Consider the following 22,039-nt stretch of genomic DNA (forward strand, 5'->3'; position numbering starts at 1 on the left):
TGCTCGTCATGGCTTGCTGGCGGAGGACATCATGGCTGCAAACGCATTCGACACTCAAATCACCGAGACGACCGAGGCCCTGGTCGGCCCATGGCGCCAGCCGCGTCAGATGCTGCAGGCCCAAACTTACGACGCGCATGCCTCGATCCACGACGACGCCACCGCGCAGAAGCTCGGCTTCAAGGGCGGCACCATCGAGGGTCCCACGCATTTCAGCCAGTTTGCGCCGCTCGGCGCGCGTCTGTGGGGCCGCGCCTGGTTCGAGACCGGATGTCTGTCCGCGCATTATCGCAGCGTCTGCTATGAGGGCGAGGAGGTGCAGGCAATCCTGTCGAAGCCGTTGCCCGGCAACAGTCAGTGCCAGGTCCAGATGGTCAAGCACGACGGCACGGAGGTGCTGCGCGGCACGGCGTCCGTCGGTGAACCCCATGCAGCGACGGCACTGGAGGCCCGCCTTGCCGAGCTCAAACCGCTGGCCGATCCCGTGATCCTGCGCGACGTGCGGGTCGGCGTGACCGGCAAGCGGCAGACGGTACGGATGGCGTTCGACCAGATCATGGGCGACCTCTATCCGTTCTCCCTCAGGCAGAAGCTCGCGGTCATCACCGAGAGTTCGCCTTATTATTCCGGCGCCGACAATCCGTGGGGCAGGGCCATCATCCCCATGGAGATGCTGAGCGTGCTGTTCCAGTATCGCTCCAAGGACGATCCATTGCCGGCCAAGGGACCGGCCGTCGGCCTGTTCGCCGACCAGCAGATCCGCCTGGTGAAGGGGCCGCTCTTCGAGGGCGAGGAGTACCAGGTCGAGCGCGAGGTGGTTGCGCTCTCCGGCAGCCGCCGCACCGAAAGCGCCTGGGCCAGGACCAGCGTGTTCGACAAGACGAACACGCTGGTTGCGACCATGCTGTTGAACATGGCGACGCTGAAGGATTCTTACGCGCCGTACGAGGAAGAGTATCGGCTGCTATACGGCGCGTAGGCCAGGCGACGTCAGAGCTGTTCGTATGACCGCATGCGCGCCATCCCGCCCCATTGCTCGAAGATGGGCTGTGCCGTCGCATTGATCTCCGCAATCGACATTCCTCGGCCCACGCCCGAACCGGCGAACACCGTCCAGATCACGTCTCGCGTTCCGAGGCCGCCCCGCTTGGGATCGGCATTGATGCCGAGGCTGGAAGCCAGCGCGATCGAGCCTTCGCCGATCTTGTCGGCCGGGCCCGTCTCGGCAAACTGACAGAAGCAGAGCTTGCCGTTCAGCTTGTTGTAGGCGACTCCAAGGTCGCCGAGCCGCAGCACTTTCGCCGAGGTGAAGTGCCGGAAGCGGCCGCCGGGCAGGACGACGAACGGAATGGTGCTCGCATCGATGTAGTGGCTGGGCCGATCGGCAGGGAAACCGGGGTTGGTCAGCGATGTCGTTGCGACATAATAGCCGGGCGCCGGATCCGCATTGTCCTGAACCCTGGGAACGCCGTGCGCATCGGTCACGAGCGCCCACCAGTTTCCGGGCCGTCCAGCGTTCGCGAGGAAATCGAGCGCGATGGCGTTGTTCTGGTGATAGGCCTTCGGCGCCCCGTCTGCGTCGACCGCGAAGCGGCCGCGGAAGACGGCCGCGCAGACATCGGTCGTCTCGTAGACCTGCCAACCCTCGGGAGCGCTATAGGCGAGCCGGATGGGGTCGTGCGCCGGCGCGACCCCCAGCATTTCGGCACCAAAATTGGCGACGGCAGGCGCGCCGCCGAAGCGTTCGCGCATGGTTTGATCGATCTGCGGCCATGTCAGACCGGACGAGATCGGATTGTCGTCGGACCGTAGTTGAACATGCGGCGCATCCTTGAACCGCGGCCAGAGCAGGCCTGCGGTCAGACCGAGCCGCTTCGCTTCCTGGGCGTAGACCTGATAGCCGTTGATGCCGTTGATCTTCCTGGTCGTGGACCATTCGGCTCTTCCCTCGACCTCCCAGAAGCAGTCGACGGCCTCGCCCCATTGATGCCAGCTGTTCCCCGGAAGGACCTTGGTCACCTCGTCTCCGTTCTGGGGGCCGACCGACTGCAGCACGTCCGCAAGATACGACGCGCCGTTTTGCCGAAGCGTCGCGATCGCATTGTTGATCTCGATGATCGAACGCGATTGCCGCCAGTAGCGCGCCTGCTGCGCCGGCGTCCTGACGCTTTCGGTCGGCACCATGGTGACGCCGTTTGCCGCACAGGCTTGAAGCAACTCGCTGACCAGCGAGCGGAATTCCGGGACGAGGTCGCCCAGTGAAATGGCCATCGGAAAACTCCACAATCAAATGTTGCGCAATGAGAGAATGCTACCCGATTTGTCGGCCGGTGCAAGATCGGGTGGGGACGGGACACCCGCCAAGCGGCAGGATGCGCGGCCGGGCCTCGGCTTTATCTAACGCTGACCTGCCGGGGGAGACGGCGTTGCTGCCGAGACTCGCAGGCGCAGCGTGCCTCGGAATGATGGAGACCAAAGTCGCGCCGCTCATCCTCTAGGCAAATGCACGCCGCAAAGCCGTCGCACAGGGAATAAGCAGGCACAGGCGTTCTTCCTAACCTTCTGAGCGTGCTTCGAATTCCTCCGCGGCCTGCACGCCGTCGCAATTGTACACAATGGCACGCCGCTTGCAGAACTCCTGGCGCAGTTCTCGCGAGGGGCGGGCGTCATGCTGGACTTGAGCAAGCCGACATTGGGCGTCATCAGCGCCGAGCCCGAGCCGATCGCACTCGACTGGTCCGCCACCGCGCTTCTGATTATCGACATGCAGCGCGACTTCATGGAGCCCGGTGGCTTCGGCGAGACGCTGGGCAACGACGTCAGCCAGCTGGCGCGCGCGGTGAAGCCGATCGGCGCGGTGCTGGCGGCGGCGCGCGACACCGGCATGCTGGTGATCCACACCCGCGAAGGCCATCTGCCCGATCTCTCCGATGCGCCGCCGGCGAAGATCGAGCGCGGCGCGCCGAGTCTTCGCATCGGCGATCCCGGCCCGATGGGCCGCATCCTCATTCGCGGCGAGGCCGGCCACGACATCATTCCCGCACTTTATCCGCTCGACAGCGAGGTCGTGATCGACAAGCCCGGCAAAGGCGCGTTCTACGCCACTGAGCTCGGCGACGTCCTGGAGAGATACGGTATCGAAAACCTGCTGGTGTGCGGCGTCACCACCGAAGTGTGCGTCAACACCACGGTGCGCGAGGCTAATGACCGCGGCTACCGCTGCGTCGTCATGTCGGACGGCTGCGCGTCCTACTTTCCCGAGTTTCACGAGATGGGCCTGAAGATGATCAAGGCCCAAGGCGGCATCTTCGGCTGGGTCACGGACTCGGCCGCAGTTCTGGAGGCAATGAGGACTTCGACCACATCAGGGGGACGATCATGAGCACATTGACGGGGACGGCCGGCAAGTCTGAGATCGATACGTCCGGTTTCAAGCCGGCACTATGGACATCTGGCGATTGGAACGCGTTTTTCGGCTTCGGCACCAACATCCTAGTCAACATGCTGGTGCTCACGGGCCTGTTGCGCTTCGTCCTGAAGATGCCGGACAGTCTGGTGTTCGGCCGCATCCTGCCCGCGCTCGGGCTGATGATGTGCCTCTCGACGTTCTACTACGCCTACCTTGCCTACCGTCTGGCGCAGAAGACCGGTCGCAACGATGTCTGCGCGCTGCCCTCGGGCGTCAGCGTGCCGCACATGTTCATCGTCACCTTCGTGATCATGCTGCCGATCACACTGAAGACGGGTGATCCGCTCAAGGGCTGGTCCGCCGGCCTGGTCTGGGTGTTCTTCCAGAGCTTCATTCTCATGATCGGCGGCTTCATTGCGCCGTTCATTCGCAAGATCACGCCGCGCGCGGCACTGCTCGGCACGCTCGCCGGCGTCTCCGTCACCTTCATCTCGATGCGGCCGGCGCTGGAAATGTACATGACGCCGCAGATTGGCCTGGTCTGCTTCGCCATCATCCTGGTGAGCTGGTTCGGCGGCGTGAAATATCCGCGGGGCATTCCCGCAGGCCTCGTCGCCATCGCGGTCGGCATGGTCATCGCCTGGGGCTCGAACCTGTTCGGGCTCGGTCTCGGAGGCTTGAGCATCAAGGGCGTTGGCGATGCCTTCGCGAACTTCGGCTTCTCGGTGCCGATCCCGGCAATCGGCCACGTCTTCTCCGGTTTCGAATTTCTCGGCATCATCCTCGTCACCGCCATTCCGTTCGGCATCTACGACCTCGTCGAGGCCATGGACAATGTCGAGAGCGCGGAAGCGGCCGGCGACGAATATCCGACCACGCGGGTGCTCACGGCCGACGGCGTCGTCAGCCTGATCGGCTGCCTGATGGGCAATCCCTTCATCAATGCCGTCTATATCGGCCATCCCGGCTGGAAGGCGATGGGCGGCCGCATCGGCTATTCGGCGGCAACCGGCATCATGGTAATCGTGCTGGCCTGGTTCGGCATCATCTCGGTGCTGCTGGCACTCGTGCCCGTGGTCGCGATCTCGCCGATCCTGCTCTACATCGGCATGCTGATCGGCGCGCAGGCGTTCCAGACCACGCCGGTCAAGCACGCGCCCGCGATCGTGCTGGCGCTGACGCCGCATCTGGCCGCCTGGGCCAAGCTGCAGATCGACACGATGCTCGGTTCGACCATGAATGCGGCGGCAACCGTCGGCGGGATGGCCGCCGACAAGGCCGACGCGGTGAAGGCTGCCGCGATCGCAGCGCTGCCGCAGCAGGGCGTGTTCTACCACGGCCTCGAGGTGATGGGCGGCGGCTCCATCCTCGGTGGCCTCATCCTGGGTGCGATCGGCGTCTTCATCATCGAGCGGGATTTCGAGAAAGCCTCGGCGTTTGCGCTGGTCGGTGCCGTGCTGACCTATTTCGGCTTCATGCATGGCGAGGCGGTCGGCATCGGCGGCGGCTTCGGCGTCACACCCGCGGTCGCGCTGGCCTATGCCGCGATGGCCGCTGGCCTGTTCGCGGCCAGCAGGCTCGGCGCCGGCGAACATTATGCCTCGCATCCGGAGATGTCTGCCGCACCGGCGGAATAGCAGAACAGCGCGGCCTTCCGTGAAGCGGCCGGCCTGTGCCGGCCGCTTTCGCTTCAGGGCCGCACTGCCGGTGTCTCCATCGGCAGGCCATGCGCCCGCGACATCAGATAGAGCTCGAGCGCGACCAGCTCGGGCGAGCCGTACTCATAAGCCTGGGCGCGCACGCCGCTCATGCAGCTGCGCAAGCGCCTCTCCAGCGATCCCAGCGTTTGCCATTCCAGGCGGTAGAGCGGATAGCCGGTCGGCTGTCCCTGCGTGATCGGCGCGCCCGCGAGGCGCTTGTCGAAATTGTCGTCGTGGCAATTGGTGCAAGCGAGATTGAGCTGACCCTCGCGCCGCATGAAGAGCTCGCGGCCTTGCTCCACGAAGGGTTTGGCCTGCGGATCGTCCCCGGCCGTGATCGCGGCCCCGCGCGATTGATGGGCGACGAAGGCGGAGAGCGCGAGGAGGTCGCGGCTCTCGTAGGGCAGCGGCGTCGCCTGCTGATGATCGGCTCTGCAGAGATTGATGCGCTGGTCGAGCGTGACGGGGCGGCCGAGCGTCGTGTCGATCGCGGGGTAGCGCGCCGCGACGCCCTTCATGCTGCCGCGCGCATCGCCATGACAATCCGCGCAGGCCTTCTCCGCGCTGCCGGTCTTCTTCGCCCACAGCTGTTCGCCGTCGAGCACGAACAGCATGGCCGGATTGGAGGTGTCGTCGTCCTGCATCGCCCGGGTGTCGGGTCCCATGAACGAATAGCCGGACCGGCGCGCATCGGGCGGAATTTCACCGGCGAGCAGGGCAGGGGCCACAGCGAACAAGGTCGCCGCGGCTATCGCGCGCCAAACGCTCATTCGACCGTGATCGATGCCGACGCGGTGGACGAGTAGCCGTTGTCGCCGATCCATTCGAACTCGAACTTGCCGCTCTCCTTGGCGACGGTGAAGAACGACAGATAGGGATTGGCCGCGATCGCCGGAAACAGGTCGGCGCGGAAGATCTCGGCGCCGTTGTAACGGCAAATGAAGCTCGTGATGATGTCGCGCGGCACCAGCTTGCCGTCCACAGTGTGGCGGAAGCCTGTTTCCATGATGTGCGAGGTCAGCGTACGGATCTCGATGACGTCGCCGCGTTTGGCCTTCGCGGGAACGTTGATGAGCGCGGCCATCAGTTCATCTCCTCGGTGCAGGCCGCCAGCGTCACGACCACGTCGGCGACAACCTGCCAGAACGTGTCGTCGGACATACGCGCGATCGCCACCACTTTCTGGGTGTCGGCAAGGCGGATGCGGGTCGAGACCTGGGCCCGGCCGGAGGAGAGGCCGAGATAGAAATTGCCGATGTTCGGCTGCGGGTTCTTCTCGTTGAAGACGTGAATGCTCTTGACGTAATCGTCAGCCGTCATCGGGCTTGCGACGCTCACCGTCATCGGCACGGTGTTGCCGTTCTCGACCAGCGGAGGAATATCGAGCTTCACCCTGCCGGTGCTGACGGATGCTTCGCCGACGATGTTGCGGATCGCACCATTGAGCATCGCGGGCGTTGCCCGAAGCGGACGCAGGGTGACGATCGGGAGCGTTCCGGCGGCGGTGATGCCTCCGGCGAGGCTCAAGAATTGTCGTCGCGTGGTTGGCATGAACAGTCCTAGTCACGAAGCGTTGCAAGAAAGGCCACGATGTCCTCGATCTCGGCGGCCGACAATATCGCCTTGCCGGCAAAATTGCGTCCGACCCGCACGAGGCCGTCGTTGCGATAGTAGGACGGCATGATGGTCTCTGCGTTGAATCGCGAGGCATCGACCAGTCGAAGCCGCAACTGGCTCGCCGTCCATCGGTTCCCGGCCCCGGTGAGGTCAGGCGCGAGGTCGCCCTGGAACCGCGTTTCCGGGAAGGGGCCGGAATGGCAGAGGATGCAGGTCGTGCTGCGTGCGAGCACCAGGGTCCGTCCGCGCGCGGCATCGCCAGGCGAGCCGGTGAGCGAGGTTGGAATGCCATCGCCGACGATGTTGTAGGAGACGAGTTCGTCCGCGTGCACAACGCTGGCAAAGGTGAGGCCCATTATGAGGAATGCGACAATCGCAGATGTCGGGAAGGATGGCTGCGACTGCCGCGAACTCCACTTACCTCTCCCGCTTGCGGGAGAGGTCGAACCGAAGGCGAGGGTGAGGGTTCTCGCTTCTTGGAGATTCTCGCGAGTGGAGACACCCCCCGCAGGCGGGGGAGGGAGCGCACCGAGGTGTTCGCGGCAAGCTTGGTCCATCATCGCTCTAGCCAAAGGTGTCCGCCGTGATGGTTTGAAACCAGCGCTCCGCCTCCGCGGCTTCGCGGGCCCGCAATTCGCGTGGCGCATCGACCGGACTGGTCGCGCCGCCTTCGACCTCGGCGAAGATGTCGCCTCTTGGCTGGTAATTGCCGGCAAGGGAGAAGCCGTAGCCGGGTGCGACGGTGTTGTAGCAGACGCCTGTGAGCCGCGGCGTTTCCGGCGCGCGGCCGGCGAGGAGACGGACGATGGCGGCGGCGCAGGCCTTGCCTTGCCCGCTTGCGGCCGACGCCGATTTGGGGATGCCGCCGCCGAGGCAGGCATCGCCGATGACATGGATGTCTTTGACGAGTTTCGACTCGAAGCTCACGGGATCGATTGGGCACCAGCCGGTCGTATCTGCAGCGCCCGCGATCTCGGCGATGCGTCCCGCACGTTGCGGCGGGATGACGTTGGCGACGTCAGGGGTGTAATTGCCGAACTCGGTGACGATGGTCATGGTCCCAGGATCGACGGAGGTGACGCGGCCGCCTTGCGACAGGCCAACGCGCTCGATCATGTCGCCGTACAGCTCCTTCCACGCCCTCTCGAACAGCCGCTGCTGGGAGAAATTGTCCTTGGCGTCGAGGATCAGGACTTTCGAGCGTGGCTTGTTCGTCTTCAGGTAATGCGCGATCAGGCTGGCGCGCTCGTAAGGCGCAGGCGGGCAGCGCGACGGATTGGCCGGGATTGCAATGGCGACCGTGCCGCCATCTGCCATCGCTTCCAGCTGCTTGCGCAGCAGCAGCGTCTGCGCGCCGGCCTTCCAGGCATGCGGCATCTTGTCCGATGCGGCCTCGTCATAGCCGGGCAGGGCCTCGCCATGGAAGTCGATGCCGGGGGAGAGCACGAGACGATCATAGGCAAACGCGGTGCCTTCGGCTGTGGTCACGCTACGCTTTTGCGGGTCGATGGCCGTCGCGGCCTGAGCCACCACGACGATGCCCTCGGCCGCGATCCTGTCATAGCCGAAGCGTTGCGTCTCCATCTTGCGCAGCCCGGCGATCACCTCGTTGCTGAACGGGCAGGACGTGAAAACCTTGTTCGGCTCGATCAGGGTGACCTGCAGGTTCGCGTCGGCGCGCTTGAGCGCACGCGCGCAGGCCGCGCCACCGAAGCCGCCGCCGACCACGACGATGCGGCCTGCCGATTGCGCACGCAGGATCGAAGGTGTGGCGAGCGATGCGGCCGCGGCGGCGATGCCGAGGACGGCATTCCGCCGTGTCACCGGCACATTCATGAGGCTTGTCCGGAAAAATGTGCCGCGGCGGCTATCGTGGCCGCCGCGGCGTTTCTCAGGCGAAGGTGATGTTCTGGTCGCGCAGCGGCACCGAGCGGATGCGCTTGCCGGTCGCGGCGAAATAGGCGTTCAGCACCGCCGGCGCGGCAACACCGATGGTCGGCTCGCCGACGCCGCCCCAGAACCCGCCGCTCGGCACCATCACCGATTCCACCTTCGGCATCTCGTTGATGCGCATCGAGTTGTAGGTGTCGAAGTTGGTTTGCTCGATCTTGCCGTCCTTGACAGTGCAGCCGCCGTAGAACAGCGCGGAGAGGCCATAGACGAAGGAGCCCGCAATCTGCCGCTCCACCTGCGCCGGATTGACGACGTAGCCGGGGTCGGTGGAGGCGACGATGCGATGCACCTTGATCTTGCTGCCGTCGGTCACCGAGATCTCGGCGGCGCCGGCGACATAGCTGCCATAGCCCATGACCTGGGCGATGCCGCGATAGATGCCCTGTGGCGCCGGCTTGTCCCAGCCGATCTTCTCCGCGACCGCATTGAGCACCGCGATGTGCTTGGGGTGATTGCCCATCAGCTTGCGGCGGAATTCGAGCGGGTCCTGGCCTGCGGCCTGGGCCAGCTCGTCCATGAAGCATTCCATGTAGATCGCGTTGTGATTGACGTTGACGCCGCGCCAGAAGCCGGGCGGAACGTGCGGGTTGCGCATCGCGTGCTCGACCAGCAGGTTCGGCACCGAATAGCCGAACGCGGCTTCGCCCGATTGAGCGACGCCCTGGAACGCCGCCGGATCCATGCCGTTCTGCAGCGCCTCGGGGCGCAGCGAGAACAGGATCGATTGTCCGGACAGGCGGTAGTGCAGCGCGACCAGATTGTTGTTGGCATCGAACGCGCCGGTCATCTTGCACTGGGTGATCGGGTGATACCGGCCATGCGCCATGTCCTCTTCGCGCGACCACAACAGCTTGATCGGTGTGCCCGGCATCTGCTTGGCGATGACGACCGCCTGGCGGACATAGTCGGTCTGGCCGCGCCGGCCGAAACCACCGCCCAGCATTACCTTGTGGACGTCGCACTTCTCCGCGGGCAGGCCGGACGCTTCCAGCACTGCAGCGAAGGCGGCTTCGCCGTTCTGCGTGCCGCACCAGACCTCGCATTTATCCGCGGTGTAGAGCGCGGTGGCGTTCATCGGCTCCATCGTGGCGTGGTTCTGGTAGGGATAGGAGTAGACGGCTTCGACCTTCTTTGCCGCACTCGCAATCGCGGCCTTGGCATCGCCGTTCTTGTTGCCGACATAGGCCGGCTGAGAATCGTCGAGGCCCTCGTTGAGCCATTTCGCAATCGACTCGCTGGAGACCTTGGCGTTGTCGCCTTCGTCCCAGACGATCGGCAGGGCCTCCAGCGCGGTCTTGGCGTGCCACCAGGTGTCGGCGACCACAGCAACGGCGGTGTCGCCGACCTTGACGACCTTCTTGACGCCTTTCATGCCGGCGATCTTGGCTTCGTCAAAGCTCTTCAGCTTGCCGCCGAACACCGGGCAGTCCTTGATCGCGGCATTCAGCATGCCCGGCAGCTTGACGTCGGCGCCGTAGATCATGGCGCCGGTGGTCTTGTCGACGGTGTCGAGGCGCTTCACGCCCTTGCCGATCAGCTTCCAGTCCTTCGGGTCCTTCAGCTTGACCTCGGCCGGCGGCGTCAGCTTCGCGGCGGCTTCGGCGACCTTGCCGTAGGTCGTGGTCCGGCCCGACGCCTTATGCGTGATGACGCTGTTTTCGGCCGAGCATTCGGAGGCCGGCACCTTCCATGCGTCGGCGGCGGCCTGGATCAGCATCACGCGCGCGGTGGCGCCGCCCTTGCGGACATAGTCCTGCGAGGAGCGGATGCCGCGGCTGCCGCCGGTCGAGAAATCGCCCCAGACGCGCTTGCGTGCGACGCTCTGGCCCGGTGTCGGATATTCGGTCGTGACCTTGGTCCAGTCGCATTCGAGCTCTTCGGCGACAAGCTGGGCGAGACCCGTCAGCGAGCCCTGGCCCATCTCGGAGCGGGCGATGCGGATCACCACGGTGTCGTCCGGCCTGACCACGACCCAGGCGCCGATTTCGGGCGAGCCGTCGGCCGCGCGCACAATGGCGGGCCCGCCGAAGGGGATGTCGAGGCCGATGGCGAGGCCGGCGCCGAGCGTGGCACTGCCGATGACGAAGGCACGGCGATTCATCTTGGGAGAAACATGCTTGTTCATGGGCGGCTCCTTTAGGCGCTTGCGATCGTGTGGATCGCTTCGCGCACCTGCTGGAAGGTGCCGCAGCGGCAGATATTGGTGATGGCCTCGTCGATGTCGGCGTCGGTCGGTTTCGGCTTCTCGGTCAGCAGCGCCGCCACCGCCATGATCATGCCGCTCTGGCAATAGCCGCATTGCGGCACGTCCTGGGCGATCCAGGCCTCCTGGACCTTGTGCAGGGTGCCGCCCGAGGCGAGCCCCTCGATCGTGGTGATCTTCTTGCCCTCGGCCTCGCTGACCGAGACGCCGCAGGAGCGGGTGGCGACGCCTTCGATGTGGACCGTGCAGGCGCCGCATTGTGCAATGCCGCAACCGTATTTGGTGCCGGTCAGGCCGGCATTCTCGCGAATCGCCCAGAGCAGCGGCGTATCCGGCTCGACGTCGAGAGTGAAGGTTTTTCCGTTGATTATTAGGTTTGCCATCGCAGTCCCCTGATTGGCCCAATCCACCGATTGGACGCAGGCGCGCAATGTGTCCGGCAAAATGGAACTGTTCAAATCAACAGTCCGCGGGGTGGCTGCCGAAAATTTTCGCGGGTGTGGGAAGATCATGGGCCAAGCGGGGTCGCGTCGAAGCCCGCCCGGGTCCGAGCGGAGGCTTCTCTCTTGCCGCCAACAGGCGGCCTGAGACGACGTTCCGGTGTTCCGCCCAGCGTAATTTGCCACCAATGTCGGGATGCAAGTCGGCGATGCTTTGCTACAGTGCGAACGACGCCAGAGGAGTTCCATGATCGTGCCGAGCCCCTGCAACGTGCTGATGCTCTATCCGCTGTTCACGGCGGAATCGTTCTGGAGCTTCGGCGAATCCTGCAAGCTGATGGGCGTCCGGCGTCCCGCCGCTCCTCTCGGTCTGATTACGGTCGCGGCGATGTTGCCGTCGAGCTGGACCGTCCGGCTGATCGACTGCAACACGCAGGCGTTCGGTGACGACGATCTCGCCTGGGCTGACGTCGTATTCACCGGCGGCATGTTGCCGCAGCAGGCGGATACGCTGCACCTGATCGACAAATGCCGTGCGGCGGGCAAGCCGGTTGTCGTCGGCGGTCCCGATCCCACGTCGAGCCCCCACGTCTATGAAAAGGCTGACTTCCGGGTGCTCGGCGAGGCCGAGAGCGTCATCGACGAATTCATCGCGGCCTGGGAGGGCGGAGCCCGCTCCGGCATCTTCACCGCGCCGAAATTCCAGGCCGACGTCACCAGGACGCCGGTGCCGCGTTTCGACCTCCTGAAGTTCGAGGACTATCTCTATCTCGGTGTGCAATATTCGCGCGGCTGCCCGTTCACCTGCGAGTTCTGCGACATCATCGAGCTCTACGGCCGCGTGCCCAGGACCAAGACGACCGAGCAGATGTTCGTCGAGCTCGAGACGCTCTACAACATGGGCTACCGCGGCCATCTCGACTTCGTCGACGACAATTTCATCGGCAACAAGAAGTCACTGCGCCAGTTCCTGCCGCAGCTGGCCGAGTGGCAGCGCGCCCACAACTATCCTTTCGAGCTGTCGACCGAGGCGTCGGTCAATCTCGCCGACGATCCTGAATTGCTGGAGCTGATGGGCGCCGCCAATTTCTTCGGCATCTTCGTCGGCATCGAGAGCCCCGATCCCGCAACGCTGGTCGCGATGCGCAAGAAGCAGAACACGCGGCGCAACATCGCCGAGAGCATCCATAAGATCTACGCGGCCGGCATGCTTGTTACCGCCGGCTTCATCGTCGGCTTCGACAACGAGAAGGTCTCGATGGCGGAGGCGATGATCGACTTCATCGAGGAGGCCGCGATTCCCGTCGCCATGGTCGGGCTACTGTATGCGTTGCCGAACACGCAGCTGACGCGGCGGCTCGCCAAGGAGGGCCGGCTGCATCCGGATCATGATCTGGCTTCGACAACGGGCGGCGACCAGTGCACCGGCGGCATCAATTTCGATCCGGTGCGGCCGCTGCGCGACATTCTGACGGACTACAAGACCGTGCTGGAGCGCGTGTACAGCCCGGCCGCCTACGCCGGCCGCGTCGACAAGCTGATGACGCTGCTCGACCGCTCCAGGCAGCGCCACGAGCTCGCCGAGGGCGACATCCGCGCCAGGGTCGGCGCGATGGAGACCGTGCACAAGGTCGTCACCGCCATTCCCGAGGCGCGCGGGCCGCTGTGGCAGACCTTCATGAATTGCGCCAAGCGTGACACGTCATCCGCGCGGATCGCGGTGCAGATGATCGCGGCCTATGCGCATCTCGGGCCGTTCTCGCGAAAGGTCATCGATGCCATCGATGCGCGCCTGGCCGCGCTGGACGACGAGACGATCGTTCCGGCGGCGGCCGTCGATGTGACGGCGGCCCGCCATTTGGCCTGAGGATTACTTCACCGCCAGCCGCAGGAAGCTCATCACGCTGCCGAGGGCGGCAAAGCCGGCACCGAGCGCCAGAGCCAGCGTTGCGCCCTCGTGGCCGGCGAGCGCAAAGCAGGCCGCGGCAAGCGCGGCGCCCGTCGTCTGTCCCGTCAACCGCGCGGTGGCGACGATGCCGGAGGCGCTGCCGCTGCGATGCGGCGGCGCGCTCGACATCACCGCCTTCATGTTCGGCGCCTGGAAGAACCCGAACCCCATGCCGCAGATCACCATCCGCCAGATGATGTCGGCAATGGCGGGGTTGGCCGGCAGTGTTGCGAGCAGCGCCATGCCGAGGCCGAGCAGCACGAGGCCGATGCCGCCCAGCAGGCCGACCGCATGGCGGTCTGACAGGCGCCCGGCGATCGGCGCCATGATGCCGACCACGAGCGGCCATGGCGTCATGAAGAAGCCGGTCTCGACCTGCGAGCGGCCGAGCACGTCCTCGAAATAGAACGGCAGCGAGACGAAGGCGAGGCCCTGCACGGCGAAGGAGCACACGGCCGTCGCCGCCGACAGCGCGAACATCGGCCGGGCGAACAGGTCGATCGGCAGCATCGGCGCCGGATGATCGGCGTGCCGCCGCGTCAGGATCAAGCCGAGCGCAAGGGCGGCGACCAGCTCGATGCCGACGAGGACAGGCGAGAGATTGTGCGCGGCGCTGCCGATGCCGGTGATGAACAGGCCGAGGCAGGCCGACGCCAGCACCGCGCCGAGGAAATCGAAGCCATGATCGGCGCGCGGCGTTTTCGGCAGCATTGCAAAGCCGATGCCGATCGCGACGAGGCCGAACGGGATGTTGACGGCGAACAGCCAGGGCCACGGGCCGAGCGCGAGGATGGCAGAGGCGATCGACGGCCCGAACGTGAAGGCGGTCGCGACAACGAGCGCGTTGTGGCCAAAACCGCGGCCGAGCATCCGGCCCGGATAAACGAAGCGCACCAGCGCCGTGTTGACGCTCATGATGCCGCTCGCACCTAAGCCCTGCAGCGTGCGCGCGACCAGGAGACTCTCCAGCGACCACGCCACCGCGCAGAACAACGAGGCGATGGTGAACAGGATCAGGCCGCCGAGATAGATGCGCTGGTGCCCGACGATCTCGCCGAGCGCCCCGAGCGGCAGCAGCGTCGCCACCAGTGCGATCTGGTAGACGTTGACCACCCAGACCGACTGCTCCGGTGAGACATGCAAATCGGCGGCAATCGCGGGCAAGGCGATGTTGGCGATCGCAGTGTCGAGCGAGGCCATCGCCAGCGCGGTGAAGATCGCCGCGATCGCCCAGCGGCGCTGGGCGGCCGGAAGGCCATCGGCGATGGGATGATCGGGCTCGCGCGCGGCGGCAGGTAACGTGATTGTCATTGCGTTGGCGCGTTGCTCCGGCGGCCTCGCTGAGGGGACATTGGCATGTACTACGGCCCGCGCTGCTTCCACAGGCATATGCGTGCATGATGTGTATGCGCGAAGGCTGGGCGATGGTGCTTCGCGCGGGCGTATGATCGCGCCAGCTGCTGCAACGAGGGAAGCGCCATGCAAATCGTCGTTCTGCCCGGTGATGGCATCGGACCTGAGATCACGACCGCGACCACGGGCGTGCTGCGCGCGGCGTCCGAGCGCTTCCAGCTCGACCTGCGCCTCGAGGAGCATGCGGTCGGGCATGCCAGCCTGAAGCTGTCGGGCACCACGGTACGGCCAGAGCTGCTCGACATCGTCCGGGCCGCCGACGGCCTGATCCTGGGCCCGACCGCGACGTTCGACTTCAAGGACGAGGCGCGTGGCGAGATCAATCCGTCCCGTCATTTTCGCAAGAACCTCGACCTCTACGCCAATATCAGGCCCGCGCGCACTTATGCGGGGAGGCCGGGCCGCATCAGTGATTTCGACCTCGTCGTGGTCCGCGAGAACACTGAAGGCTTCTATGCCGACCGCAATCTGGAACAGGGCAATGGCGAGATGCTGGTCACGCCCGACGTCGTGATCTCGCTGCGCCGGATCACGCGGCTGTGCTGCGAACGCATCGCCCATGCCGCCTGCCGTCTGGCGATGAAGCGGCGCAGGCATCTCACCATCGTGCACAAGGCCAATGTGCTCAAGATCGGCGACGGCATGTTCCTCGACATCTGCCGCGAGGCGGCGAAGGCCTATCCCGGCCTCGCGGTCGACGACATCCTGGTCGATGCCATGATGGCGCATGTGGTGCGCAGTCCCGACCGTTTCGACGTCATCGTGTCCACCAACATGTTCGGCGACATCCTGTCCGATCTCACGGCAGAGCTCTCCGGCAGCCTCCGCCTCGGCGGCTCGCTCAATGTCGGCGAGCGCTACGCCATGGCGCAGGCCGCGCATGGCTCGGCGCCCGATATCGCCGGACAGGATGTCGCCAATCCGATCTCGCTGATCCTGTCGACAGCGCTGCTGCTCGCCTGGCACGGCGAGAAGACGGGCGCCGTCCGCTATGAAGAGGCCGCGCGTGCGATCGAGGCGGCGGTGGCCAAAGCGATCGGCGAGGGCAGGGCGACGCGGGATGTCGGCGGCAAGCTCGGCACCATCGCGGCGGGGGCGGCGGTTGCGGAGATCCTGCAGGCGGGGTGAGGCTCCAGACCAAAAAGTCGAAGAACAACCCCATGCACAGTAGAAGTCCCTTGATTGATAAGGGATTTTCGAAACGTTTCCGAGGGGGCGTCCGCAGCCGCGATCAAGTTGAGCCATCGGGCAAAACACTGAGCCGCTGCCTGGCCCTGGGGACTGGGGCACGGTGCACTCCCACCTAGTTTGCCCGGATCGGTCGCTAATGGCGGCGCGCATCTGTCGGCCGACGTTGAGCCAGATCAACACTCCCGCAGCAAGCTCGCGGACCTTTCCATGAGGCATCGATGGAAAGAGCGGCCGACATGCAGATCCTACTCAGGGAAATCCGGAATACTCCTTTGCTCTGGATGCTGGTGTTCGTGCCCATCGTGCTGGTGGCCGAGAAGGCGGCCCCGCATTCCCACACGCTGCTGTTCGTGCTGGCGGTACTGGCCATCGTGCCGCTCGCGGCCCTGCTCAGCCATGCCACCGAGGCGGTCGCCGCGAAGACAGGCGATGCCGTGGGCGGACTGCTCAATGCCACGCTCGGCAATCTCACCGAACTGATCATCGCCATCACCGCGCTGCGCGCAGGCCAGTACATGCTGGTGAAGGCCTCGATCGCGGGCGCGATCGTCACCAACGCGGTGTTCATGCTGGGGGCCTGCCTGCTGCTCGGCGGCTTGCGCTACCACGTGCAGGAGTACAACCGCGCCGGCGCGCGGCTCTCGTCGGGCCTGCTGTTGATGGCAACCGTGGCGTTGCTTGCGCCTTCGGCGGTCGCCGATCTCGAGCACCTGCCGCCGGACGGGGGCGTTCTGAATAAGCTCAGCCTCGGCATTTCAATCCTCCTGATCCTCGCTTACGCACTCGGTTTGTGGTTCTCACTCGTGACCCACAAGGAATTGTTCGCCAGCGCCGATCACGGCGACGACAAGGAGGCGCACTGGCCGATCGGATTAGCCGTGGGCACGCTGCTGGTCGTCACCGTGCTGGTCGCGCTGGTCAGCGAGATTTTCGTGGAATCAGTACAGAAGGCGGCGGAAACCTTCGGAATGAGCCCGGCCTTTGTCGGCTTCATCGTCGTCTCGCTGGTCGGCGCCGCCGCCGAATTCGCGGTGGCGTTCGGTGCGGCGCGCAAGGACCGGCTCGACATGGCCGTCAGCATCGCGCTCGGCAGCGCCTCGCAGATCGCGCTGTTCGTCGCACCCGCGCTGGTGCTGCTCAGCTATGTCGTGGGGCCGAAGCCGATGGACCTGCAGTTTTGGCCGGGCGCCGTCACCATGGTGATGATCGCGACGGTCACGTCGGCCTACATCACCGCCAGCGGCCGCTCGGCATGGTTCGTCGGCGCGCTGATGATCTTCATCTATGCGGTTTTCGCGCTGACGCTCTATGTGGTGCCGCCGGCGGGCCAGGGATGAAGGGCGTTCGTCTGTCCTGAGGGTCACCCCCCCCCGCCGGTCATGTCCATGGCTTCACGGCAGAACGGTCGTGACCACATAGACGACGACGGCGGCGCCGAGACAGCGTCGCCACGGATTCACGCCGCGAAAGATCTCGTCGGCGCCCCAGATGATCAGTCCGGCTTTCATGACGATCGTCAAAGCGACGCTGGATTTGCCTGCGGCAGGCCAGATCCAAAGCAGAACTCCCGCAACGATCACGATCCAGAGGACGAGATTCGGCCACTGCGCGATGGTGATGGCACCAGTTTCACGGCTTCTGAAGAACCACTCAAGAAATCGCCGCACGTTCCCGCGCAGGTCAGAGCTTAACCTCACCCTCTTCACCGCCCTTCCAATAAGTGATGCGGTTGGCTTTGACCTTGATCAGGACGAGGCCTGGCGTATCGATGCCGTCGTCGAACCAATCGTCGAGATCGCTAATCCAATGCTGTTGGAAAGCCGCCTTGTCGCGGATCAGCTCGGCGGTCCCTTCGACGGCGACGTAGATCCCGTTCGAAAACAGGCCCGCTTCCGACGAAAACCCGAGCGCGACTTTCGGATTGCGCTGGATGTCCGACACGGTCCGCGTTTGCTCATAAGCAAAGTAGTAGGACGTGCCGTCATAGGCGACATCGCCGTTGTTGCTCATTGGACGGTTGGCGATCTCGCCGATCTCGGTGTGGGTCGAAAGAATGGCGATGTCGATCCCGGCCATGTCCTTCGCGATTTCGGCAAGCGACGTCTTGGGCATGAACTTTCCTCCAATGAGGCTTGAGCAACGGCGGGATGAACCTCACGTTCCTCGCTCTCGTATCGCTCAAACAAAAACCGCCCCCGGCTTTGACCGGAGGCGGTGTTGAATCAGATCGGCTCAGTGGCCGGTGCCGGGCTTGGTGGTCTTCGGCGGCTTGCCGTCTTCCATGCGGCCCTCGTTGCGAAGATCGCGCCCCTCCTGGGCCTTGCGCTGGCTCTCGGGATCCTTGCCGTGCTCGTTCATCTCTTCCTTGATGTAACCGGCGCCTTCCTTGATCTTGCCTTCAACGCTCATGATGTTCTCCTTCTATATATGAGAGCTAACGCGTTGGCGGATCGACCGTTCCGGCATAGAGCCGCGCGGATTCGCGAGGAACCCTTCCGACATGCCGCGATTCCGAAATGGGTCAGCCAGCACCGCCTCTATTGGGACGGTGTGACGCTCAGGCTGTCGACGACGCCGGAGCCCTCGTCGACGAGTTGTTGAGCGCTCATCCAGATATCGCGGCCGGGAATCTTCTTGCGCAGTCCCGCGAGCCAGGCCGTGTTGACGCGGCGAATGCCCATGTCCTTGTGGAACAGGTCGTCGGTGGCTTGCGTCTCGACGGTCTTCACGACCTCCGCGACCACGGCCCTGTTGGCCTCGCCTAATTCCTGTCGCTTCATCATGTCCCTGGCGCTGCCGGTCAGGCTGGCCTCGTGAAACATGAAGTAGGCGTCGGGATCGGCCACGCGCCTTGTGCCCGCGAGAAAGATCGGAACGCACATGGAGGCACAGACGCCGGCCTTCTGCACGAACGTGTCCATCGCACGGTTGCGGGCGCGGATCGCGGCGACGACCTTGCGGCCGTGCTCGATCGAGCCGCCGGGCGAGTTGAGGACCAGCACGAGCCGGCGTTGATCGGACTTGAATTGATCAAGGGCGGCGCCCACCCGCTCGCTCATGGGCTCCTGGACGGGGCCGCTCCAGCCGAGCAGGATGCGGTCCGGCTCTTTGCTGATGGACAGCGTCTGGCGTGACGCTGCCTCCCTGGAACCAGACGGCATTTGACAGATGCCCCACAGCAGCAAGATGCCGCCGGCACCGAGGACGGTTACGAGCCGTGACATGCTCTACTCGCCCAGGTTCACGAATTGAGCGATCGCCAGAACAGGAGCAGCGAGCCGAAGGTGAACAACGCCACCAGGCCCGCCACGGAAACAAACGAGACCGTCCGGTTCCAGAGCTTTGTTTCCGCGGCATAGAGAACCGTGATCGCCGCGCGGTCGGTCGTCGAACGCGCCGGCACCAGGGTTTCTCCGCCGCCGCTGCTGAAGAGCATCATGAACTTGTGGATCACGGCCGGCTGGTCGGGCCTTGCGACTGAAATGATCTTGGTGCTGCAGAAGGTGATCACGAAGTTCGTTCGCTCGCACGTCCCTTCGGTGGCACGCAGGTCATAGGCAGGTTGCCAGGTGCCGGAAAGGCGATGGTCGCGCAGAATGCCCGCGCCGTAGCTTGCGATCAGCCCGTAGAGCATGGCGCCGCAAGCCAGCAGCGCAACCAGCCAGCGGAGCGGGCTGCCTGTCGCCACCGGAGTCCCGGAAGTGGCCTGGCTGGCTGCGGGCGCGGCGGGCAGGCCGACGTCGAACGTTTGAGCTGCGGCACCAACTCCGGACTGACGCTTGCCGAATGCCATTTCGCTCGCTCCGAACAGGGCAGGTTCGGCTGCTACCTGAGGATGAAAAGCAAAAGATTCGTTTAATTTGGATCCGCGAATTTTCTGGATGCGGCTCGAAGGACGGCTGAGCACCTGCGAAACCCGAGATGCTCCGTGTCGAAAGCCGTCGTCGGGTTCACGGCGCTCCGCCATCTACAGGCGTCGTCCAGACTCACGGCATTCAACTTCCGGTAGCCTTGTTTTGACTTCGCGGTGGCCGTTCCTGCCGAGATCATGGCAGATACCGCGTCATGGCGGGATGGCTGACCATCATGAAATCGATCGGTGCCTACATCACCGGTTGGGGAGCCTGCCTGTTCATGGCGTGGATCGGGCTTTCCGAGCTGTGGCGCTGGTGCACGACAGGCGCGCTGCTCGGCTTGTTTCGCGGCACGGATCACCTCAGGAGGTGGCAGCTCGTCACATTTGAGAGCGATCCGTTCAATTTCGTTTCGCTCTTGACCGTCTACGGCATGGTCGCTGTCACCGGCGTGACGATTTGCGCCATGCAGTGCCTGATGATCCGCCGATGGTGGTTGAAGAGGCCGGCACAGCGTCAATGAGGACGGCACAGTCTGTCGGCGCGCCCTAACTCACCCCACGATCTCCGTGCCGGCGTGGCGATTCCGCATCCCGCCCTAGAACTGATACCGCCGCAGTCCCCCGTCCACCGGTATCACCGTGCCCGTGATGTACCGCGCCACGGGTGAAGCCAGGAACACCGCGAGCGCGGCGAGGTCTTCCGGCTCGCCCCAATAGCCGACCGGGATCTCTTCCTCCGCAAAACGCTCGCGATAATCCGGCGCATAGTTGCGGCGGATCTGCTCGCTCATGATGCGGCCGGGCGGAATGCAGTTGATGGTGATGCCGTGCTCGCCGATCTCGCGGGACAGGCCCTTGGCCCAGGCGTGCACCGCGGCCTTGGCGGCGAACGCGGCGTTGAGGCCCTCCGGCTCGGACTTGCCGGTGATGTTGACGATGCGGCCCCATTTGCGTTCGATCATCTGCGGCAGCAGCGCATGCGCGATGCGGCGGTAGCTGGTGAAGTTCAGCGCGATCGCCTCGTCCCATTTGCTGTCGGGTGCGTCGACCGGCAGCGGCCGGCTGCCACCGGCATTGTTGATGAGGATGTCGACATGGCCGAGCTCCTTCAACGCGAAGGCCGCGATCTTCTCCGCCGCGTCCTTGGCCATGACGTCCTGCTCGAACGGCGTGATCAGCCCGCCGCCGACCTCCTGCACCAGCTCGGCGAGCAGATCGGTGCGCCGCGCCACACCGACGACGCGCACGCCTTCGGCGGCGAGGCCCTTGGCGATGGCACGGCCGATGCCGATGCTCGCGCCGGTGACAACAGCGGTTTTCGATTTGAGCCCGAGGTCCATGGTCACACGCTCTCTTGTTGGTTTTTGCGCCGTCCGTTTCCTGCCCGTCCCGCGGGCCTTGAATTGCCTCCGCGGGACGAGCAGTGGTAACCAAGAGCGACGTTGAAGGAAACACGAAAAAGAAAAGGCACCTGAGCGATGGTCTGGGATCCGCAGCAATATCTGAAATTCTCCGGCCACCGGCTCCGGCCCGCGGTCGACCTCCTGATGCGGATTCCGGATTTCGGCCCGCGCGAGATTGCCGATCTCGGCGCGGGCGCCGGCAATGTCACAAAGCTCATCAAGGAGCGCTGGCCGGCCGCGGCGGTGACGGGGGTCGAGGGCTCGGCCGAAATGGTCGCCGCGGGCCGCAAGGCCGCACCCGACGTGGAATGGTCGCATGAGGACCTCGGCCATTGGCGTCCCGCCAGGCAATACGACTTGATCTATTCCAATGCCGCACTGCACTGGCTGCCCAATCACGCGGCATTGTTTCCGTCGGTGATGGAGAAGGTGAAGCCTGGCGGCATGCTTGCGGTGCAGATGCCGCGCAACTTCCTGGCGCCCTCGCACGTGCTGATCGGCGAGACGGCGCTTGATGGTCCGTGGCGGTCCAAGGTCGAGCATCTCGTCACCCCGCCGCCGGTCGAGGGGCCGGCCTTCTATCACGATCTTCTGGCGCCGATGTCCGATAACATCGACATCTGGGAGACCGAATATCTGCAAGTGCTCGAAGGCGAGAATCCCGTCAAGGAATGGACCAAGGGGACCTGGTTGACGCGCTATCTCGACGTGCTGGCGGACGATGAGAAGATCGCGTTCGAGGCCGCCTATGGGATGCGCGTTGCAAAGGCCTATCCGAAGAATGCGGCTGGGCAGACCCTGTTCCCGTTCCGCCGTCTCTTCATGGTGGCCCAGCGCAAGGGCTGATGCATTGCCGCAATGCGACATAAGCGCTCGTTCGGAAGGCCGGGCGCGCGTGCCGGGTTG

23 protein-coding genes are annotated in these 22,039 nt (G+C 64.8%); 8 read left to right on the plus strand and 15 right to left on the minus strand.

Annotated features, from left to right (window positions below; translation table 11 throughout):
- Positions 1-31: 31 nt before the first annotated feature.
- The gene (locus tag XH83_RS10075; RefSeq protein WP_194406845.1) at positions 32-979 is read left to right on the plus strand and encodes a hypothetical protein; all 948 of its coding nucleotides are present in this window, start codon (positions 32-34) and stop codon (positions 977-979) included.
- Between the two features lie 11 nt (positions 980-990).
- Here XH83_RS10075 and XH83_RS10080 read toward each other — a convergent pair whose 3' ends face one another.
- Entirely contained in the window at positions 991-2,271 is a 1,281-nt protein-coding gene (locus tag XH83_RS10080; RefSeq protein WP_194406846.1) for a glycoside hydrolase family 75 protein, read from the minus strand.
- Between the two features lie 397 nt (positions 2,272-2,668).
- On the opposite strand from XH83_RS10080, the gene XH83_RS10085 reads away from it, so the two are divergent.
- The gene (locus tag XH83_RS10085) at positions 2,669-3,382 is read left to right on the plus strand and encodes a cysteine hydrolase family protein (RefSeq protein WP_194406847.1); all 714 of its coding nucleotides are present in this window, start codon (positions 2,669-2,671) and stop codon (positions 3,380-3,382) included.
- Positions 3,379-5,046: a regulator gene (locus tag XH83_RS10090; protein WP_194406848.1), complete on the plus strand. Its 1,668-nt coding sequence runs from the start codon at positions 3,379-3,381 to the stop codon at positions 5,044-5,046. Before XH83_RS10085 ends, XH83_RS10090 begins: the two co-directional genes overlap by 4 nt.
- A gap of 53 nt (positions 5,047-5,099) precedes the next feature.
- Here the strand turns inward: XH83_RS10090 and soxA are convergent, their stop codons facing one another.
- From soxA to XH83_RS10125, 7 genes are all read right to left on the minus strand, one after another.
- Entirely contained in the window at positions 5,100-5,879 is a 780-nt protein-coding gene (gene soxA, locus XH83_RS10095) for a sulfur oxidation c-type cytochrome SoxA (protein WP_194406849.1), read from the minus strand.
- Positions 5,876-6,193 (minus strand): thiosulfate oxidation carrier complex protein SoxZ, encoded by a 318-nt coding sequence (gene soxZ, locus XH83_RS10100; RefSeq protein WP_194406850.1) that lies wholly within the window; start codon positions 6,191-6,193, stop codon positions 5,876-5,878. Before soxZ ends, soxA begins: the two co-directional genes overlap by 4 nt.
- A complete protein-coding gene (locus XH83_RS10105) occupies positions 6,193-6,660 on the minus strand; it encodes a SoxY-related AACIE arm protein (RefSeq protein ID WP_194406851.1) in 468 nt (155 codons plus the stop codon). Before XH83_RS10105 ends, soxZ begins: the two co-directional genes overlap by 1 nt.
- Before the next feature lie 8 nt (positions 6,661-6,668).
- Positions 6,669-7,082, minus strand: a complete 414-nt coding sequence (soxX, locus tag XH83_RS10110; protein WP_194406852.1) for a sulfur oxidation c-type cytochrome SoxX — start codon at positions 7,080-7,082, stop codon at positions 6,669-6,671.
- Between the two features lie 208 nt (positions 7,083-7,290).
- Positions 7,291-8,562: an NAD(P)/FAD-dependent oxidoreductase gene (locus XH83_RS10115; RefSeq protein ID WP_194406853.1), complete on the minus strand. Its 1,272-nt coding sequence runs from the start codon at positions 8,560-8,562 to the stop codon at positions 7,291-7,293.
- A 55-nt stretch (positions 8,563-8,617) separates the two neighbouring features.
- Positions 8,618-10,804 (minus strand): molybdopterin cofactor-binding domain-containing protein, encoded by a 2,187-nt coding sequence (locus XH83_RS10120; protein ID WP_194406854.1) that lies wholly within the window; start codon positions 10,802-10,804, stop codon positions 8,618-8,620.
- Positions 10,805-10,815: 11 nt separating this feature from the next.
- Positions 10,816-11,265, minus strand: coding sequence for a (2Fe-2S)-binding protein (locus XH83_RS10125; protein WP_194406855.1), 450 nt, complete (start codon positions 11,263-11,265; stop codon positions 10,816-10,818).
- Between the two features lie 304 nt (positions 11,266-11,569).
- On the opposite strand from XH83_RS10125, the gene XH83_RS10130 reads away from it, so the two are divergent.
- Positions 11,570-13,189, plus strand: a complete 1,620-nt coding sequence (locus XH83_RS10130; protein WP_194406856.1) for a B12-binding domain-containing radical SAM protein — start codon at positions 11,570-11,572, stop codon at positions 13,187-13,189.
- Between the two features lie 3 nt (positions 13,190-13,192).
- On the opposite strand, the gene XH83_RS10135 is transcribed toward XH83_RS10130, so the two are convergent.
- Positions 13,193-14,581, minus strand: coding sequence for an MFS transporter (locus XH83_RS10135; RefSeq protein ID WP_194406857.1), 1,389 nt, complete (start codon positions 14,579-14,581; stop codon positions 13,193-13,195).
- A 168-nt stretch (positions 14,582-14,749) separates the two neighbouring features.
- On the opposite strand from XH83_RS10135, the gene XH83_RS10140 reads away from it, so the two are divergent.
- Both XH83_RS10140 and cax read left to right on the plus strand, forming a co-directional pair.
- Positions 14,750-15,811: an isocitrate/isopropylmalate dehydrogenase family protein gene (locus tag XH83_RS10140; RefSeq protein ID WP_194406858.1), complete on the plus strand. Its 1,062-nt coding sequence runs from the start codon at positions 14,750-14,752 to the stop codon at positions 15,809-15,811.
- 299 nt (positions 15,812-16,110) lie between these two features.
- The gene (cax, locus tag XH83_RS10145) at positions 16,111-17,211 is read left to right on the plus strand and encodes a calcium/proton exchanger (protein WP_194406859.1); all 1,101 of its coding nucleotides are present in this window, start codon (positions 16,111-16,113) and stop codon (positions 17,209-17,211) included.
- Positions 17,212-17,265: 54 nt separating this feature from the next.
- Here the strand turns inward: cax and XH83_RS10150 are convergent, their stop codons facing one another.
- From XH83_RS10150 to XH83_RS10170, 5 genes are all read right to left on the minus strand, one after another.
- Complete coding sequence (locus tag XH83_RS10150; RefSeq protein WP_194408220.1) at positions 17,266-17,541, minus strand: hypothetical protein; 276 nt, start codon at positions 17,539-17,541, stop codon at positions 17,266-17,268.
- Between the two features lie 13 nt (positions 17,542-17,554).
- The gene (locus tag XH83_RS10155) at positions 17,555-17,986 is read right to left on the minus strand and encodes a pyridoxamine 5'-phosphate oxidase family protein (protein ID WP_194406860.1); all 432 of its coding nucleotides are present in this window, start codon (positions 17,984-17,986) and stop codon (positions 17,555-17,557) included.
- Positions 17,987-18,106: 120 nt separating this feature from the next.
- On the minus strand, positions 18,107-18,283 hold the full coding sequence (locus tag XH83_RS10160) for a hypothetical protein (protein WP_018322718.1): 177 nt from the start codon (positions 18,281-18,283) through the stop codon (positions 18,107-18,109).
- A gap of 128 nt (positions 18,284-18,411) precedes the next feature.
- A complete protein-coding gene (locus XH83_RS10165) occupies positions 18,412-19,098 on the minus strand; it encodes an ATP-dependent Clp protease proteolytic subunit (RefSeq protein WP_194406861.1) in 687 nt (228 codons plus the stop codon).
- Between the two features lie 17 nt (positions 19,099-19,115).
- Positions 19,116-19,841: a hypothetical protein gene (locus XH83_RS10170; protein ID WP_194406862.1), complete on the minus strand. Its 726-nt coding sequence runs from the start codon at positions 19,839-19,841 to the stop codon at positions 19,116-19,118.
- Positions 19,842-19,939: 98 nt separating this feature from the next.
- Between XH83_RS10170 and XH83_RS10175 the strand changes: the two genes are divergently transcribed.
- Positions 19,940-20,251 carry a hypothetical protein gene (locus XH83_RS10175; protein ID WP_194406863.1) on the plus strand — a complete coding sequence of 104 codons (312 nt, stop codon included), beginning with the start codon at positions 19,940-19,942 and terminating at the stop codon, positions 20,249-20,251.
- A gap of 75 nt (positions 20,252-20,326) precedes the next feature.
- On the opposite strand, the gene XH83_RS10180 is transcribed toward XH83_RS10175, so the two are convergent.
- Positions 20,327-21,070, minus strand: coding sequence for an SDR family NAD(P)-dependent oxidoreductase (locus XH83_RS10180; RefSeq protein WP_194406864.1), 744 nt, complete (start codon positions 21,068-21,070; stop codon positions 20,327-20,329).
- Positions 21,071-21,208: 138 nt separating this feature from the next.
- Between XH83_RS10180 and XH83_RS10185 the strand changes: the two genes are divergently transcribed.
- Positions 21,209-21,979, plus strand: a complete 771-nt coding sequence (locus tag XH83_RS10185; protein WP_194406865.1) for a methyltransferase domain-containing protein — start codon at positions 21,209-21,211, stop codon at positions 21,977-21,979.
- Positions 21,980-22,039 lie beyond the last annotated feature (60 nt).

It is taken from the genome of Bradyrhizobium sp. CCBAU 53351, assembly GCF_015291745.1.
In the GTDB taxonomy this organism is placed as follows: Bacteria; Pseudomonadota; Alphaproteobacteria; order Rhizobiales; family Xanthobacteraceae; genus Bradyrhizobium.